The sequence below is a fragment of the Desulforegulaceae bacterium genome, assembly GCA_034006035.1.
In the GTDB taxonomy this organism is placed as follows: Bacteria; Desulfobacterota; Desulfobacteria; order Desulfobacterales; family JACKCP01; genus JACKCP01.
Genome location: JAVETN010000005.1, coordinates 137,211 through 154,790, shown reverse-complemented (window position 1 = coordinate 154,790; position 17,580 = coordinate 137,211). Strand labels below are relative to the sequence as shown.

The following is a 17,580-nucleotide window of genomic DNA, read 5'->3' as shown; positions in this document are numbered from 1 at the left end:
CTGCTGAAATAAAAGGAAAAAAAATGATTGGTATTTCAAAACTTTATTGCGGTTCCGTTGAACCATCAGACGCCTTAAGATACGAAAGGGATTCAAGAATACTTCCTTCACATCTTTTACAATTTTCAAAAGACAAAAAACCTGTGGTGGTTTGGAATGTAACAAGAAGATGCAATTTAAATTGTGTTCATTGTTATGCACAGGCAAAAAATGAAGAATTTAAAGATGAACTTACAACAGAACAAGGATTTAAACTTCTTGACGATTTTGCCCAATTCGGGGTTCCTGTTGTCCTTTTTTCAGGTGGTGAGCCTCTTATGAGAAAAGACCTTACAACTCTTGCTGAATATGCAATTTCCAAGGGAATGAGAGCTGTTATTTCAACAAATGGAACTCTTATAACTGAAGAAAAGGCAAAAGAACTTAAAGAAATCGGCCTTTCCTATGTTGGAATAAGCCTTGATGGAATGAAAGAGGTAAACGACAAATTCAGGGGTCTTGAAGGTGCCTATGAAATGGCATTAAAAGGAATTGAAAACTGCCAAAAAGCAGGAATAAAAGTTGGTTTAAGGTTTACCATAAACAAACACAACGTCCAGGAAATGCCAAAAATTTTTGACCTGGTCGAAGAAATGAAGATTCCCAGGATCTGCTTTTACCACCTTGTATATGCAGGCCGCGGATCTGAAATGATTGAAGAAGACCTCAGTCTTGAAGATTCAAGAAAAGCTGTTGATTTAATCATGGAAAGAACAAAAAAACTCCATGATATGGGCCAGCCTACAGAAGTACTTACAGTGGATAATCATGCAGACGGGCCCTATCTATATATGAGATTGAAAAAAGAAGACCCAAAACGTGCCAAGGAAGTTTTGGAACTTCTTGAAATGAATGAAGGAAACAGCTCTGGAAGAGGAATTGGATGTGTAAGCTGGAATGGTGATGTTCACGCAGATCAATTCTGGAGACATAAAATTTTTGGAAATATCAAAGATACTCCCTTCTCAAAAATCTGGTCTGAGCCTGAAGACGAACTTTTATTAAAACTGAAAAATAAAAAAGAATATGTCACAGGAAGATGTGCAACCTGCAAATGGCTTGACATTTGTGCAGGAAATTTCAGAGTAAGAGCTGAAGCAGCAACAGGAGATGTTTGGGCTTCAGATCCTGCATGTTATCTTACAGATGAAGAAATTTCACGAACCTAAAAGGAGAACAAAATGCTTTTCCCTGATTATAGACCAAGAAGAATGCGTGCCAATAAAAATTTGAGAAAAATGATAAGGGAAACCCAACTTTTACCTGATGACTTTATTCTCCCTCTTTTTGTTGTTGGTGGAAAAAATGTAAAAAATCCAATTTCTTCAATGCCGGGCCATTATCAGTTTTCAATAGAAAATGCTGTACAAAAGGCAAAAGAAGCAAGCGATCTTGGAATTCCTGCAATCATGGTTTTTGGAATACCAGACAAAAAAGACAGCCTTGGAACAGCAGCATACAACAAAAACGGAATAGTTCAAAAAACTGTAAAAGAAATTAAAAACAAAATTCCAAAACTTGTAGTAATAACTGATGTATGCCTTTGCCAATACACAGATCACGGGCATTGCGGTTTTATAGAAAAGGGAATAATCGATAATGATATTACAATCGATCTTTTAGGTAAAATTGCAGTTTCACACGCAAAAGCAGGGGCTGACATGGTGGCTCCCTCAGATATGATGGACGGCAGGGTTGCTGAAATAAGAGCAGCTCTTGATGAAAACGAGAAATCTAACACTTCCATCATGTCTTATGCTGTAAAATATTGCAGTGCATTTTACGGGCCTTTTAGACAGGCAGCTGAATCAGCTCCAAAATTTGGAGACAGAAAAACTTATCAAATGGATTATTCAAACTCTGATGAAGCAATAAGAGAAGCAATCATGGATGTTGAAGAAGGTGCTGATATAATAATGGTCAAGCCCGCACTTTCATATCTTGATGTTATTTACAGGGTAAAAGAAGAGATTGACCTTCCCGTTGCCGCCTATAATGTAAGCGGAGAGTATGCCATGATAAAGGCTGCAGCTGAAAAAGGCTGGGTGGATGAAAAAAACATCACCCTTGAAACTCTTACCTCCATAAAAAGAGCGGGTGCAAAAATGATACTGACCTACTCTGCAATTGATGCTGCAAAATACCTACAGGAATAATTTATGAATCATCCAGATATAAAAACCAATTCTAAAACCCCAATGATCAGGCTTGTTGCCTGGGAAACCACAAGAAGATGCAATCTTTCATGCAAACATTGCAGGGCTTCAGCAGAAGATCATGAATATCCAGGGGAACTTTCAACAAAAGATTCTAAAAAACTTTTAGATGAAATAGCTGAAGTTGGAAAACCAATAGTCATCCTTACTGGAGGAGAACCTCTTTTAAGGGATGATATTTTTGAAATAGCTGAGTATGGCAATAGCCTGGGTCTTAAAATGGTAATGGCTCCAAATGGCACCCTTGTAACTAAAGAAAATGCAAAAAAAATGTTTTCTTCGGGTATAAAAAGAATAAGCATAAGTATAGACGGTTCAAATGAAAAATCTCATGATGATTTTCGAGGAATGCCTGGAGCTTTCAAAGGATCAATGCAAGGAATTGAAAATGCAAAAAAAGCTGGAATTGAATTTCAGATAAATACAACAATAACAAAAGACAATCTGGATGAAATTCCTGATATTTTAAATCTTGCCATTGAGCTTGGTGCTGTTGCCCATCATATTTTCCTTCTTGTTCCAACTGGAAGAGGAAGATATATTGCTGAAAAAACAATAGATTCCAAAACCTATGAAAAAACATTAAACTGGTTTTATGAACAAAGAGATAAGGTTCCCTTACAATTAAAAGCCACCTGTGCTCCCCACTATTACAGAATCTTAAGACAAAGGGCAAAAAAAGAAGGAAAAGAAGTAAATTTTAAATCTTTTGGTCTTGATGCTGTAACCAGAGGTTGCTTAGGAGGAATAGGATTTTGTTTTATTTCACACATAGGCCAGGTTCAGCCCTGTGGGTTTCTTGAACTTGACTGCGGAAACATCAAAGAACAGTCTTTTTCAGAAGTTTGGAAAAATTCAGAAATATTTAAAAACTTAAGAAACTATGATTTACTTAAAGGCAAATGCGGAATCTGTTCCTACAATGATGTTTGCGGAGGCTGCCGTGCAAGAGCGTTTGAGGCAACAGGAGATTATATGGAAGACGAACCCTTTTGTCTTTATCAGCCTTCTTAGCCAAAACCCAGCAATTGAGCATGAACAAAGTTTGTTGAGTTTTTGACTAAGTACTTAATAAAAATTTAATTACTGGCCATCTGAATAAATTCATGGCCAGTAACTTTTTACTTATTTTAAATCAAGCTCAACCCTTGAGTTTGAAACTCCCCTAACCTGTTTTGGACTGGTATTGCCTGTTTCTATCACAAAAAGCCTGGACCCATTAACTCTTCCAAGACTTACAATATATTCTTTTACCCTGGCTGCTCTTTTTGATCCAAGATATCTTAAATCTTCATTGGATATTTCAATAGAAACTTTGATAAGTTCAGAAATAAGACCAATTTTTTCTTTATCCTCAAGTTCTAAGTCAAATTTTTTCTTATTCTTAAAAACAGAATAATAAACTTTGTTCAGAACTTTAAGTAATTCTTTTTCTTCAAGAATTGAACCACTGTCAAATCCAAGAGATGCTTTTTCTTTTGCTAGAAGAAGCTCAAACTCTTTCTCCTTTAAAAACTCCCTGTCTTTTTCTAAATCACAATACCCTTTAATATCAAGTCTCAAAGCCGGTCTTTCAAAAAGAATTTTCTCTACTGAATTAATACGTTCCATGGATTCTTTATCAAACTCATCTAACCCACTTAAAAACTCAATATACCTGATTTTTTCTCCGCCTCCTCCAATAGAGGCTACAAGTGAAAATGGAGAAGCAACTGCTTTTACAACTAAATTTCTAAGAGCCTGAGCAACAGCTTTTCTTACCTTGAATTTTGGGTCATCAAGACTGCCTGAAACTGGAATATCTAAATTGATCTCACCTTTTCTATCCTTTAAAAGTGAAACAGCAAGACCAACAGGAAGATTAACAGCAGTTTCACTTTTTATCCTTCGTCCAAACTCAAATTGATCAAGAAGGAGCTTGTTTCTAGATTTTATTTTTCTATTCTTTATATCATAATCAAGATTAAGACTGAGCTGACCTTTTTCAATAGCTCTTCCAATATATTTACCTGAATAAGGAGTCAAATGAGTAAGATCCAAACTCCTAAGACTTATTTGCAAATCAACCAGCAAATCATCAAGCAAAGGATTTATTTTCCCATTGGCTTTAAACGGTGCAGTTGTGTCAACTTTACCCTCTAAAAAAAGGTCTGCCCCTTCAAAAGTTTGGGTTGAAAGATTTTTTAAATGAGCTGAGTTAATTATAAAATTTGTTGAAAAATATGGAGCAAGAGTAAAGTCTGTATAATCAGCTCCAACATCTTTTAAGGTGATTTTTGAAATGTTTATGGGAAAAAGTTCTTTGCTCTCTTGAGGTTTAACCTGGCTGCCTGCCTCAACCTCTTCACCTATTTCGGAATCTTCTTTTTTTTCTGGAAAAATTTCTTCAAAGTTAAACTTTCCGTTTTTGTTTTTTAAAACTTTCTGGTTTATTCCCGATATTATAATTTCTTCAATATCAAGTTTCATTGGCAAAAGATTGAAATCAAGATTTTTAATTTCAAAGCTATCAAGTTTGAAAAAATCTTTTTTTGACTCTCTTTCAATTATATTTAAATCTTTAACCATTAAATCAGCTTGTGATGAAAGCTTTAGTTCTTCATTTTCAATTTTTAAAGCTGTTTTTGAACTTAAATCTGATTTCCCGTTTTTGATTAAAATTTTTAAATCCGAAGGGATATATCCGTTTGCATAATCAAAATAAAGATTGTTAAGGTTTGAATCAATATTTGCAAATAAAGGATCTATCCCAAACTCTCCTTTTATATCCAGAGAAGATTTCTCATTTAAAAGACAGTTCAGGGTAAAGTTTGAAGAATTGTTTTTTTTAGTAGAAAACTCTAAAACTTTTATATCCAATCCAGAAACAATATTTTTTATAGGGCCACTGGAAATACCTGAAGTAACAGCAGGAGCATCATAGTCTGTAAACGAAATTTTTCCTTTGTTTACCAAAAACTCATCAATATCAACAAGAAAAAAAGAGTCGTCCAAAGTTTGATTGGTTGTTTGATCAATATTGTTGTCTTCATCACTTAAATTTATCTGAGCATTATTTGCAGTTTCTGTGTCATTTTTGGTCTCTTTTATAAGATTTAAAGCATTTAATAATTTGTTTTTTTGTTCAAGCTCTATTTCAGGGGAATCCATAGAAATGGTTTTTATAGAATAAATGTTTTTTAAAGGATAAATTTTATTGGTTTCAATGGAAAGTTTGTTAATAGAAGCAAATTTTTTATCATTGATCTCATTTATCAAAAAATCATTAAGGTCTAACTTTGCCTGGACTTCAACCTGATCTTCATTGTCTTGTTTTTGATAATGAGCATTTAAAAAAAGATCCATACTGCCTGATTTGGGTACTAAATTCACATACTCATCAATATATGGAAGATATCCCTTTGCATAATCTATAGAGATCTTATTAAAATTTGAATCGATTTTTGCAAATAAAGGATCTATTCCAAAACTTCCCTTTATTCCCAAATCAGATTTATTGTTTAAAAGGCAGTTCAGGCTAAAATCTGATGAATTATCCTTTTTAGTGGAAAAACCTGACAACTTAATATTTAAATCAGAAATTTGATTTTTTACAGGTTCGGTTAAAACACCTGAAATAACATCAGGAGCATCATGATCTGAAAATAGAATTTTACCTTTTTTTAGCAAGAACTTATCAATATCAACAAGAAAAACAAAATCATCGCTTGTTTGTTTTTTTTCTTGACCAAGCTTCTTTGCTTCATCATCTGGTTTTACTTCGGCCTTTGTTACAGAATTTGTATTATTTCCAGTTTCTTTTACAAGATTTAAAACATTTAATACTTTATTTTTCAGTTCAAGCTCAAGTTCAGGGGAATCTATTAAAACATTTTTTATTGAGTAAATGTTTTTTAAAGGATAAATTTTATTGGTTTCAATGGAAAGTTTGTTAATAGAACCAATTTTTTTATTATTAATCTCATTTATCCAAAAATCCTTAAGATCAAATTTTATCTGGGCTTCCACCTGATCTTCATTGCCTTGTTTTTCATAATTAGCATTTAAAAAAAGATCTATACTGCCTGATTTAGGTACTAAATTAAGATGGTCTTTTATATATGGATGATAAAATGGAATAAAAACATCTGTTATTTTAAGATCTGCTTTTGACTCCAAAGTGTTTAAAAAAGGTTTGGTCTCAAGATCAAGCTTTATTTTTGCCTGATCTGCAATCGCTGAAACATAAATATTTACAGGAACTTCCTTATCTTTTTCAAACCCTGAAATAAAAGGAATTAAAAGATCCAATTTCTTTATTTCATGGGTAATGTCTAAAGACTTATCACTAAAAACAAAACTTCCATTTTCAATTTTTAAATCTGTAACTAAAAAATCAAAGTTTTTCTCTTTTTTGCTTTCTTCATCAATTTTTTCATCTGCTTCAGCTTTTTTTTCTTCAAGTTTTTCTTCTTCAACTTCAGAAATCAAATCTGAAAAATTAAACTCATTGTTTTTGTTTTTCTCAATATAAACTTCAGGCGAAAGAAGATAGAAATCTGATATTACAGGGGAAAATTTTAAAACAGATGAAATAACCCCTAAATTTGCATATACTTCTTCAAACCCTGCAAAGACATTTTCTTTATCCTTGGTATAAACTTTAAAATTTTTAATCTTAAAAGAAAAAGCAAAGGGATTAAACCTTATTTGGCCTATTTCTACATCTCTTTTTAATACTTCACTTAGCTTTCCAGGAGCTATATATTTAGCTGCAATAGGAATAATTAAAAATCCCAATACAGAATAAAATATAAAAAGACCTGCGAAAACAAGACCTATTTTATTTTTTTTACTCATAATTTTCCTTTCAAAAATTAAACTATTATTTGTCTACTAAAGAATTAAAAACATCAGCTTTTAACTTTTATGTTTAGCTAAAAACTCTAAAGTTTTGGTCTTTAGTTACCTTATTCATCAGCACTCAACATTTTAGTAAAGAAACAACACTTAAAACTTTCATTCTTTAATCAAGCAAATTTCCAGTTTTAAGACAATGACTATTTATAAATTTTAAAAAGAAACTATCCAATTAGGACAATCCAAATATTTTCTTACTAAATCCAGATATTTTTTTTCAGATTCTCTTAAAAAAACTGTCAGCCAACCAGGATTGTGATATAAAAAGAGCAAGGTTGGAGAGTAAATGCAAACAATTAAAAAATCAAAAAGATCAATAAGTGCAATAGGTGCTGAGGGCGGACTCCTGGTTTTTTCCCTTTTCCCCTTTTTGCCCGTACTTAAAAAAGACTCCCTTATTCAGTCTTTAATATGGTCTTTACCTGCTTTTATTTCATTTAGTTTATGCATTTTATGTGCATCAACTTTAACAACCCATCCAAAGCTTGCAAAAAAAATCGGCTTTTTTTCAGCTCTTTTATGTTTTTTGTCATTTTATGAAAATTTAATCAAAAACCACTTTGCCTTTCTTTTTGCTTTAATATCTTTAATAAGCATTTGTTTTATTTTAAAAGATTATAAATTAGAATCTGGAAAACTATCTGATATAACAACCCATGAACAAAGATGCTTTAAAAGGATTTTATGGGGATCTTTTTCTTTTACTGCTCTTTTTTTAATTTGTCTTCTTCCTTTTGAAAAAAATCTTTTATTTTCATCTGCAGCTGTCCATTTATCAATTTTTGTAAATCAAATTATTTTTTTAAGATTTGCCAGGTCTAAAAACAATAAAATCCTGAAATATCTTTATATTATATATGGAATTTTAACTTTAATTTTCATAGTTTTTTCATTTATAAAATTATGTTTTTTAATTCCTTTTTTTATAGCTTTATTGAATTTGTTAATTCTTTCCAGAGAAAAAAAGTTTTATTCAAAAATGAATTGGCTTGAAGTTATTTTGGATCATCCTGCACGAATACTAACTTCTGGATTCCTCTTTCTTTGCACCCTGGGAGCTTTTCTGCTTTTTCTTCCTATAAGTTCATCTGGAATAAAAATAAGCTTTATTGACGCAGCATTTACTTCAGTAAGTGCTGTTTGTGTAACTGGGCTTATTGTTCTTGATACTTCTTTGGACTTCTCAATTATAGGACAATTTTTCATTCTTTTACTTATTCAGCTTGGCGGACTTGGAATTATGACAATAACTGCTGCTGCACTTTACACAGTTGGCCAAAGATTAAGTTTAAAACATGAAAAAATAATAGCATCAACTGCTAACACAGATCATAAAACACTTTTTTCAAGCCTTAAACAGATTGTATTATTTACTTTTATTGTTGAAGCATTGGGAGCTGTTATTCTTTCAACTCTTTTTACTTTAAATGGGGAGTCTTTTACTTCAGGTGTTTTTAAAGGAATTTTTACTGCTGTTTCAGCTTTTTGCAATGCTGGCTTTGCACTTCAATCAGACAATCTTTTAGGTTACAACACAAATCCACTTATACTCCAAACAATTGCAACCCTTATTATTTTAGGAGGAATTGCACCTGCAACAACATTTTTGATTCCAAAATGGATTAAAGGACAAAAAATTCCTTTATCCGCTTACATACCTCTTACAACAACACTTATTTTACTTAGCTTGGGAACTATTTGCGTTTTGCTTTTTGAATGGAACGGGTTTTTATCTGAATTTAATTTTTTCAACAAACTAAGCAATGCCTGGTTTCAGTCTGCAACACTTAGAACTGCGGGGTTTAACTCGGTTGATTTAAACTCAGTTTCTCAACCAATGCTTATAACAATGATTGCTCTCATGTTTATAGGCGGAAGCCCTGGAAGTACTGCAGGAGGGGTAAAAACAACGGCATTTGCACTTGTTTTTATTACCTTTATTGAAAATATTAAAGGTAAAAAAAACATTGTGGTAAAATCACGAACAATTCCCCAGGAAAGTATAAATAAAGCAATAACAGCAATTGTTGCAGGATTAATGCTTTGGTTTTTTATTGTAATTATGCTTGAAATAACTCAAACAATCAGCCCATCTCAAATACTGTTTGAAGCCGCCTCTGCCCTTGGAACAGTTGGTCTTTCAATAGGAGCAACCGCTTTGCTTGATGAAATTGGTAAGGTAATTATAATGACAACAATGTTTATTGGAAGAATAGGCTCTGTTACTCTTTTCATGTTTTTAAGAGAAGAAGCAAGATCAGGATTTGCAAAATGGCCAGAGGAAAAAATAAATATCACTTAATTATTTACTAAAATCATAGATTTATATCTGTAGACGAGTCAAGTTTAACAAAAAAATGGAAATTTCCAGGGTTAAACTTTAAATCTGACTCCCAAATAAAAAACTAATTCCCCAGTTATTTAAACAGGAGAAAAAATGGCTCAACAAATTATAATAATAGGCCTTGGTCAATTTGGAATGTCACTTGCCAGAACACTTTCAGAAAGAAAAGCTGAAGTACTTGCAGTTGATCCTAAAAAGAACCGTGTTGAAGAAGCAGCAAGTTTTGTAACAGAAGCTGTTATAATGGATGCCTCTGATGAAACAGAACTTTCAAGCCTTAATCCTTCAAAAAGAGATGCTGTTATATGTGCAATAGGAGATGATTCAAGAGAGTCTTCTATTATTTGCACTGCTCTTTTAAGGCAAATGGGAGTTCCATATATTGTTTCAAGGGCAAATGACAGGGTCCATGAAAGAATTTTACGACTTGTAGGAGCCCATGAAATTATAAATCCTGAAATGGAGTTTGGCAAAAAATTTGCCAATAAACTTTTATACAGAAAAGAAATAGCCAATTCCCCTCTTGGAGACGAATTAAATCTTACTGAAATCAGAGCCCAGCCATATATGATTGGTAAAACTCTTGCAGAACTGGAACTTCCAAAAAAATTCGGAGCAATTGTTGTGGGTTTTAGAAAAAAAATATCAGGAAATATTGTACTTCCAAATCCAAATCTTCCTTTAAATGAAAATGACACCTTAGTTATTGCAGTAAATGAAGATTTAATACCACAACTTATCAAAGGGAAATAAGATGAAAACCTCAAACTCCTTAAGAGCAGGAATCTGGATTCTTATCATATCAAACCTTCTTATGGCTTTTGGTTCAATCTGGGTTTTAGTAAGAATGTCTCCTGCCATTGAACATATAATTGCAAGAAACGAACGCTCTCTTTATGCCTGCGAAATTATGCTGGCATCCATTGCAGCAAATCCAGAAAACACTTCCGACAAAAAACTTTTAGAAGATTTTACATCAGCCATTGATTCTGCAAAAGCTAATCTTACAGAACAAGGAGAAGCAGAAGAACTTGAAAATATAATAAAAAAACACAAAGATGCCTTTAGTGGAAATATGTTGAAAAAAAAAGAAACAATCAACCATATTTTAAAGCTCTCAGAAATCAACAGACATGCAATGATTAAGGCTGATTTAAAAGCAAAACAATATGGATATGCCGGAGCCTGGGCAATTGTTTTTATGGCAGGTTTTGTTTATTTTGCAGGACTTATTTTCAAAAGAAGCATTATAAAAAACCTTTTAGTTCCCATTGATGAAATTCACAAAGTAATTATTGCCAACCTTAAAAATGACAAAATGAGGAGATGTTCAGGAACAGCTCTTCCAAGGGATATTGAACTGATTTATTCTGATTTAAACAAATATATAGATAAAAATCAGGGTGAAAGGACTTTATTCTAATAGATTTTTTTAATTAATTATTCTAAAATCCTTTTTTATCTATACCACAAACACAAAACTTTAAAATTATTAAGCTTAATCTTTGTAAAATTAAAAAACCCTGATTTACTTCTTGAATTAAATTTAAAATTTTATTTAAAAGTATAAACCTCAATTTTCTTTCATTAATTAAATAAAAAAAAATGGAAAAAAATGGCAAGATTTTTAAAAAACAAAAAAGCATCAACAGGCAAAGCCCCGGGAGAAGCTGTTTTTATAGGTGATAAAAAAGTAAATTCTGTTACCTATGAAATTTTCAATTATAACAAAGACTTCTCTGATGAATCAAACCCAGATGAAATTGATGAGAGTTTAAAATTTCAAGATGAAGACTCAATAACCTGGCTTAATATCACAGGACTGCACAACCCAGACAAACTTAAAAAAATTGCTCAAAAATTTAATATCCACCCTCTTGTAATGGAAGATATTGCAAATACAGGTCAGCGTCCTAAAATTGAAGAATATGAGGATTCAGTTTTTATTGTTATTAAAATGATTAATTATAATGAGGAAAACGGAAAAGTATTTAATGAACAGGTAAGTCTTATTTTAAAAGAAAATCTGCTCATTACTTTTCAGGAAAGAGAAGGAGATGTTTTTGAGCCGGTAAGGGAGAGAATAAGAAATAAAAGGGGAAGAATAAGAAGTTTGAAATCCGATTATCTTTGCTATGCCCTTCTTGATTCACTTCTGGACAACTATCTTATTATCATTGAAAAAATAGGCGGAAAAATTGAAACCCTTGAGCTAGAAATCCTTGAATCTCCTGACGATGAAACTTTGACAAAAATAAACACTTTCAAAAGAGAAATAAGTTATTTAAGAAAAACAATAAGACCTGTAAAAGAGTTGGTTCAAAGACTTTCAATCATGGATTCTGAACTCATAATAGAATCTACAATCCCCTTTCTTAAAGATCTTTTCGATCTTTCAACCCAGGCTCTTGAAGTTGTTGAAACTTACAGAGAAATTCTTTCAGACCAGCATGCTATCTACAATACCTGGATAAATAACAGACTAAATGAAATAATTAAATTTCTTACCTTGTTTTCTGCTGTTTTTATTCCTTTATCTTTTCTTTCAGGAGTTTATGGAACAAACTTCGAATATTTTCCTGAGCTTAAATACAAATATTCCTATTTTATTTTTTGGGGAGTTCTTATTGTAACAGCCTTATTTATAATAAGATTTTTTAAAAATAAAAAATGGCTCTAAAAAAATTTACAAATTTTAATTTATTATTTGACAAATTCGAACAATTGTTCCAAACTAGCGTTCGATTTGTAAATAATAAGGGAAAAAAATGGATATAGTTGAAATAAACGACACTAAAAGAAAAATTATGGAAGCTGCAGGAGAAATTTTTGCTCAAAAAGGCTTCAATTCTACAACTATCAGAGAAATCTGTAATAGTGCCGGCACCCACGTTGGTTCGGTAAACTACCATTTCAAGGATAAAAAAAATCTTTACGAGGAAGTACTCCAACATACACATATCTCAGCTTTGAAAAAATACCCTCCAGATTTGGGACTTAAAAAAAACTCATCACCTGAAGACAAACTCAGGGCCTATATAAATTCAATGCTTTTAAGAATCCTTGATGATGGTTTCCCTGCCTGGCATGGTAAATTAATGGCTCAGGAGTTTGCAAATCCTACAAATGTTGTTCACAAAATCATTGAAAAATCTATCAAACCTTCCCAGCAATATCTTGCATCAATAGTAAGAGAAATTCTGGGAATTGAAAAAGAAAACAAAAATGAAATAGCGGTTTTTTTATGCACAATCAGTATTGTTGGTCAATGCCTTCAGTTTTTCAAGGGAAAGGAAGTGATTGAAGGGCTTTGTCCCAAAGATTTCAACACAAAAGATATTGAAATGCTTACAAATCAAATCACTTTATTCTCCCTTGGAGGAATTCAGGAAGTAAAAAAAGAGATTAACAAAAAAAACAATTAACTTCAGTTCAAATTTCGGAGGATTTTAATGAAGCCTGAAAAAAAGATGAGTAATTTTTTAACCTGTGCTTTCAGTGTTATTCTGATTTCAGCAGCTCTGGTTATTACCGGGTGTTCAAAACCCGAAGATCAACAAGGTCAACCCCAAGGCTATGGTCAGATTCCAAAAGTAACCTATGTAACAATCAAGCCTCAGTCTGTAGAGCTTACAACTGAGCTTCCGGCAAGAACATCGGCTTACCTTGTTTCGGAAATCAAACCCCAGGTTAACGGAATTATTCAAAAAAGATTTTTTGAAGAAGGAGCAGATGTAGAAGAAGGTCAGATTTTATATAAAATTGATGACGCTCCTTTCAAGGCTGCTCTTAAGGCAGCAAAAGCTACTCTTGACAAAGCAAAAGCAAGCCTTCCTCCGATTAAATCAATGGAAGCCAGATACAAAAGACTTTTAAGTGGTAAAGCCATAAGCCAGCAGCAATATGACGATGTAAAGTCCGAACTTGATCAAGTTCTTGCTCAAATAAGGTATCTTGAAGCAGAAGTTGACAGGGCCGAAATTAATCTTGGATACACAGATGTTAAAGCTCCAATTTCAGGAAGAATCGGAAAATCCCTTGTTACTGTTGGTGCTCTTGTTACAGGATATCAGCCTACACCCTTAACAACAATTCACAAATTTGATCCAATTTATGTTGATGCTGCCCAGTCAACCTCAGATATGCTAAGGCTTAGGGAAAACCTAGAGTCTAAAGCAATTCAAAAAAATGAGGATGAAAATAAAGTAAATATTATTCTTGAAAATGGTAAATCCCATGCAATTGAAGGCAAATTTAAATTTAGGGATGTAATAGTTGATCCAAACACAGGTTCAAGCTTGCTTAGAATTGTTGTGCCAAATCCTTCAAGAATACTTCTTCCAGGTATGTATGTTAGAGCTGTTCTTCAAGAAGGTATTGCAGAAAATGCCATTCTTGCTCCCCAGGAAGGTGTTGCAAGAACACCTAAAGGAGAACCATTTTCTTATATAGTAAGTGAAAAAGGGGAAATTGAGTTAAGAATGCTTACAATAAACCGGGCAATCAACAACAAATGGCTTATAATTGATGGCCTTTCAGATGGTGACAAAGTTGTTGTGGAAGGTCGTTCAAAAATAAGAGCAGGAGCCATTGTTGAGGGTAGTGAATTTAAACCCCAATAATTCCTGAAATAAAAGGATTTTTGTTTTTTGCATTCTTTTTTATTTAAACCTTAAATAGAAGTGAGAATAAAAATCCTAAGACATGAGTTTAAAGGAGATATATAAACATGCTCTCTAAATTTTTCCTTGAAAGACCTGTGTTTGCATGGGTTATTTCAATAGTAATAATGCTTCTGGGCGGGCTGGCAATCTACAATCTTCCCATTGCCCAGTATCCGCCAATTGCACCACCGTCAATTTCAATCAGTACTTTTTATCCTGGTGCTTCTGCTGAAACCGTTGAAAACAGTGTTGTTCAAATCATTGAGCAGAAAATGACGGGATTTGACAACTTGCTCTATATGACATCTGACAGTGAATCATCTGGTACAGCAAGAATTGAACTTACCTTTACTCCGGGAACAGATCCAGACCTTGCCTGGTCTCAGGTTCAAAACAAGCTTCAGCTTGCAATGGCAAGTCTTCCTGAAGTGATTCAAAAACAGGGAATCATGGTTAGTAAATCAACTGCCAACTATTTAATGCTTGTAGGTATTATTTCAGAAGACGGAAGCATGGACGGCCATGACTTAAGAGATTATGCCCAGTCAAGCATTGAAAACGTTCTTGCAAGAGTCCCTGGTGTTGGTGAAGTTGAAAGTTTTGGTCCCCAGTATGCCATGAGGATCTGGCTTGATCCAGATAAACTTATAAGTTACAAAATGACAATTAACGATGTTATTGCTGCTTTAAGGTCTTATAACGTAGAAATTTCAGCTGGACAATTTGGTGCTGCTCCCAGCGTTGAAGGCCAAAGACTTAACGCTTCAATAATAGTGCAAAACCTTTTAAGAACACCTGAAGAATTTGCCAATATTCCTCTTAGAGTTAATGAAGACGGTTCCATTGTAAAAATAAAAGATGTGGGAAGAACTGAGCTTGGTACAGAACGCTACGGAATTACTTCATTTTACAATGGAATGCCTTCAGCTGCAATGGCAATAAGACAGGCAGCCGGGGCAAACGCCCTTGATACTGCTGACAATATAAGAAAAAAAATGGATGAACTTTCCCAATATTTTCCCGAAGGGATGAAAGTAAACTACCCATATGACTCTACTCCATTTGTAAGAGTTGCAATAACCGGGGTTGTTCAGACCCTTTTTGAAGCTATTTTTCTTGTTTTTGTAGTAATGTATCTTTTCATGGGAAACTTAAGAGCCACTATTATTCCCACTATGGCTGTTCCAGTTGTTATACTTGGAACATTTGCAGTTCTTGGCTTTTTTGGCTTTTCAATAAACATGCTCACAATGTTTGCCATGGTTTTAGCCATAGGCCTTCTTGTTGATGATGCCATTGTTGTTGTTGAAAACGTTGAAAGAATTATGACTGAAGAAGGTCTTCCACCAAAAGAAGCAACAGCAAAATCAATGGATGAAATCACAAGTGCACTTATAGGAATTGGTCTTGTACTTTCAGCTGTTTTTGGACCAATGGCTTTTTTTGGAGGTTCCACAGGGGTTATTTACAGGCAATTTTCTATTACAATTATCACTGCCATGCTTTTATCAGTTGTGGTAGCCCTTATTCTTACTCCTGTATTATGTGCTTCATTTTTAAAACCGCTTAAACCCGGCCACGAGCCTTCAGATAATTCGTTTTACCTTTTCCGACCTTTTTTTAGAGCATTTGATAAAGGGTTTTTCTGGACAAGGGATGTTTATACCATGTTTGTTGGAAGAACATTAAGAAAAAGATTTAGATACCTTTTTATCTATGTTCTTATTGTTGCCGGCCTTTTTTATCTTTTTCAGAAAATGCCAACAGCATATCTTCCTGACGAAGATCAGGGAACACTTTTTATTCAGGTTCAGCTTCCTTCAGGTTCAGCTCTTGAACAAACCGACGAAATAATGGAAGAAATAGCAGACTATATTCAAAAAGAAGAATCTGAATCAATTGACTCAGTACTTACACTTACAGGTGTAAGTTTTGCTGGTACCGCTCAAAGCATGGGTATGTGCTTTGTTCAGCTTAAAGACTGGGATTTAAGACAAAGCCCTGAACTTAAAGTAGATGCAATTGCAAACAGATGTATGGCAAGATTTTCCCAGATAAAAAATGCCCATGTTTTTGTTTTTGCCCCACCTGCTGTAGCAGAGCTTGGAATATCAACAGGATTTGATTTCATGCTTCAGGACAGAGGAGGAATAGGTCATGCAAGGCTCATGGAAGAAAGAAATAAACTCCTTGGGATGGTGGCACAAGATGAAAGGCTTACAAGAGTCAGACCAAACGGAATGGAAGACGTTGCTCAGTATAGAATTGATATAGACTGGGAACAGGCAGGGGTTCTTGGAGTCCCAATAGATGCAATACATTCAACAATAGCAACTGCATTTGGAAGTGCTTATGTAAACGACTTTATCCAGGGAGGCAGAGTAAAAAGGGTTTATATTCAGGCCGACCATGAGCATAGAATGCTCCCTGAAGATATTGATAATTTATATGTAAGAAACAATAAAGGAACAATGACTCCATTTACTGCATTTTCAAAAGGATACTGGTCAAGCGGGTCACCAAAACTTGAAAGATTTAATGCTTTTTCTTCAATAAACATACTTGGAGAAGCCGCCGAAGGAATAAGCACAGGAGAAGCAATGCAGGCAATGGAAGAACTAACTTCCAAACTTGACCCTGGTATTGGCTTTGACTGGCACGGTATTTCATATCAGGAAAAAATGGCAACAACACAAACAGGGATCCTTTATACCTTTTCAATGATTGTTATTTTTCTATGCCTTGCAGCTCTTTATGAAAGCTGGTCAGTTCCCGTATCAATCATGCTTATACTTCCACTTGGAGTAGTGGGCGGAGTTATTGCCTCAATGACACGGGGTCTTCCAAATGACGTTTATTTTCAAATAGGCCTTCTTACAGTTCTTGGTCTTACAACCAAAAACGCAATTCTTATTGTTCAGTTTGCCATGCTTAGAAGAAAAGAGGGAAAACGCCTTGTAGAGGCAACCCTTGAAGCTGCTAAACTCAGGTTAAGACCTATTATCATGACTTCCCTTGCTTTTGGATTTGGTGTTCTTCCCCTTGCCATTGCTTCAGGTGCCGGTGCTGGTGCCCAAAATGCAATTGGTACAGGAGTTTTAGGAGGGATGGTAACTTCTACTACAATTGCTCTTATATTTATTCCTCTTTTCTATGTAATTATAGTTAGAATTTTTGAAAGGAAAAAAACTGTAAGTTTAAAAGAGCAATTAAAATAATTAGTTTGTGAAAAGACTAAAATTCAAACCCCGGAACTTTTAGTTTCGGGGTTTTTATTTTCAAAAATAAAATTTAATATCTGACCGCCCTTTTTAAACAAAAAAAGCTTTGTATATTTCCCAAAACCTGCTGTCTTGACTGTTTTCATACTTTATGAATATATTCATTTTTCAATTAATTATAATACAATGTGTCAGTA

11 protein-coding genes are annotated in these 17,580 nt (G+C 33.7%); 10 read left to right on the top strand and 1 reads right to left on the bottom strand.

Features of this window, described 5'->3' with window-relative positions:
* Positions 1-23 precede the first annotated feature (23 nt).
* From ahbC to ahbD, 3 genes are read left to right on the top strand one after another with little or no spacing between them, the layout of a single operon-like run.
* Complete coding sequence (gene ahbC, locus RBR53_05895; GenBank protein MDY0132184.1) at positions 24-1,208, top strand: 12,18-didecarboxysiroheme deacetylase; 1,185 nt, start codon at positions 24-26, stop codon at positions 1,206-1,208.
* A 12-nt stretch (positions 1,209-1,220) separates the two neighbouring features.
* Positions 1,221-2,195, top strand: coding sequence for a porphobilinogen synthase (gene hemB, locus RBR53_05890; GenBank protein MDY0132183.1), 975 nt, complete (start codon positions 1,221-1,223; stop codon positions 2,193-2,195).
* Positions 2,196-2,198: 3 nt separating this feature from the next.
* A complete protein-coding gene (gene ahbD, locus RBR53_05885; protein MDY0132182.1) occupies positions 2,199-3,269 on the top strand; it encodes a heme b synthase in 1,071 nt (356 codons plus the stop codon).
* 111 nt (positions 3,270-3,380) lie between these two features.
* Here the strand turns inward: ahbD and RBR53_05880 are convergent, their stop codons facing one another.
* The gene (locus RBR53_05880) at positions 3,381-7,094 is read right to left on the bottom strand and encodes a DUF748 domain-containing protein (GenBank protein ID MDY0132181.1); all 3,714 of its coding nucleotides are present in this window, start codon (positions 7,092-7,094) and stop codon (positions 3,381-3,383) included.
* Between the two features lie 346 nt (positions 7,095-7,440).
* Between RBR53_05880 and RBR53_05875 the strand changes: the two genes are divergently transcribed.
* From RBR53_05875 to RBR53_05845, 7 genes are all read left to right on the top strand, one after another.
* Positions 7,441-9,456, top strand: a complete 2,016-nt coding sequence (locus RBR53_05875; protein ID MDY0132180.1) for a potassium transporter TrkG — start codon at positions 7,441-7,443, stop codon at positions 9,454-9,456.
* 135 nt (positions 9,457-9,591) lie between these two features.
* Positions 9,592-10,251 (top strand): TrkA family potassium uptake protein, encoded by a 660-nt coding sequence (locus tag RBR53_05870; protein MDY0132179.1) that lies wholly within the window; start codon positions 9,592-9,594, stop codon positions 10,249-10,251.
* 1 nt (position 10,252) lies between these two features.
* Complete coding sequence (locus tag RBR53_05865) at positions 10,253-10,921, top strand: hypothetical protein (GenBank protein MDY0132178.1); 669 nt, start codon at positions 10,253-10,255, stop codon at positions 10,919-10,921.
* Positions 10,922-11,113: 192 nt separating this feature from the next.
* Positions 11,114-12,178: a magnesium/cobalt transporter CorA gene (corA, locus tag RBR53_05860; GenBank protein MDY0132177.1), complete on the top strand. Its 1,065-nt coding sequence runs from the start codon at positions 11,114-11,116 to the stop codon at positions 12,176-12,178.
* An 88-nt stretch (positions 12,179-12,266) separates the two neighbouring features.
* Positions 12,267-12,923: a CerR family C-terminal domain-containing protein gene (locus tag RBR53_05855; GenBank protein ID MDY0132176.1), complete on the top strand. Its 657-nt coding sequence runs from the start codon at positions 12,267-12,269 to the stop codon at positions 12,921-12,923.
* 27 nt (positions 12,924-12,950) lie between these two features.
* The gene (locus tag RBR53_05850) at positions 12,951-14,120 is read left to right on the top strand and encodes an efflux RND transporter periplasmic adaptor subunit (GenBank protein MDY0132175.1); all 1,170 of its coding nucleotides are present in this window, start codon (positions 12,951-12,953) and stop codon (positions 14,118-14,120) included.
* A gap of 107 nt (positions 14,121-14,227) precedes the next feature.
* Positions 14,228-17,380 (top strand): efflux RND transporter permease subunit, encoded by a 3,153-nt coding sequence (locus RBR53_05845; protein MDY0132174.1) that lies wholly within the window; start codon positions 14,228-14,230, stop codon positions 17,378-17,380.
* The last annotated feature ends 200 nt before the right edge of the window (positions 17,381-17,580 follow it).

Excerpts from the sequence above, each read along its gene's own strand:
- RBR53_05850 (MDY0132175.1), top strand. The coding sequence starts at position 12,951 with ATGAAGCCTGAAAAAAAGATGAGTAATTTTTTAACCTGTGCTTTCAGT.
- corA (MDY0132177.1), top strand. The coding sequence starts at position 11,114 with ATGGCAAGATTTTTAAAAAACAAAAAAGCATCAACAGGCAAAGCCCCG.
- RBR53_05855 (MDY0132176.1), top strand. The coding sequence starts at position 12,267 with ATGGATATAGTTGAAATAAACGACACTAAAAGAAAAATTATGGAAGCT.
- RBR53_05845 (MDY0132174.1), top strand. The coding sequence starts at position 14,228 with ATGCTCTCTAAATTTTTCCTTGAAAGACCTGTGTTTGCATGGGTTATT.
- RBR53_05875 (MDY0132180.1), top strand. The coding sequence starts at position 7,441 with ATGCAAACAATTAAAAAATCAAAAAGATCAATAAGTGCAATAGGTGCT.
- ahbD (MDY0132182.1), top strand. The coding sequence starts at position 2,199 with ATGAATCATCCAGATATAAAAACCAATTCTAAAACCCCAATGATCAGG.
- hemB (MDY0132183.1), top strand. The coding sequence starts at position 1,221 with ATGCTTTTCCCTGATTATAGACCAAGAAGAATGCGTGCCAATAAAAAT.
- RBR53_05870 (MDY0132179.1), top strand. The coding sequence starts at position 9,592 with ATGGCTCAACAAATTATAATAATAGGCCTTGGTCAATTTGGAATGTCA.
- ahbC (MDY0132184.1), top strand. The coding sequence starts at position 24 with ATGATTGGTATTTCAAAACTTTATTGCGGTTCCGTTGAACCATCAGAC.
- RBR53_05865 (MDY0132178.1), top strand. The coding sequence starts at position 10,253 with ATGAAAACCTCAAACTCCTTAAGAGCAGGAATCTGGATTCTTATCATA.
- RBR53_05880 (MDY0132181.1), bottom strand. The coding sequence starts at position 7,094 with ATGAGTAAAAAAAATAAAATAGGTCTTGTTTTCGCAGGTCTTTTTATA.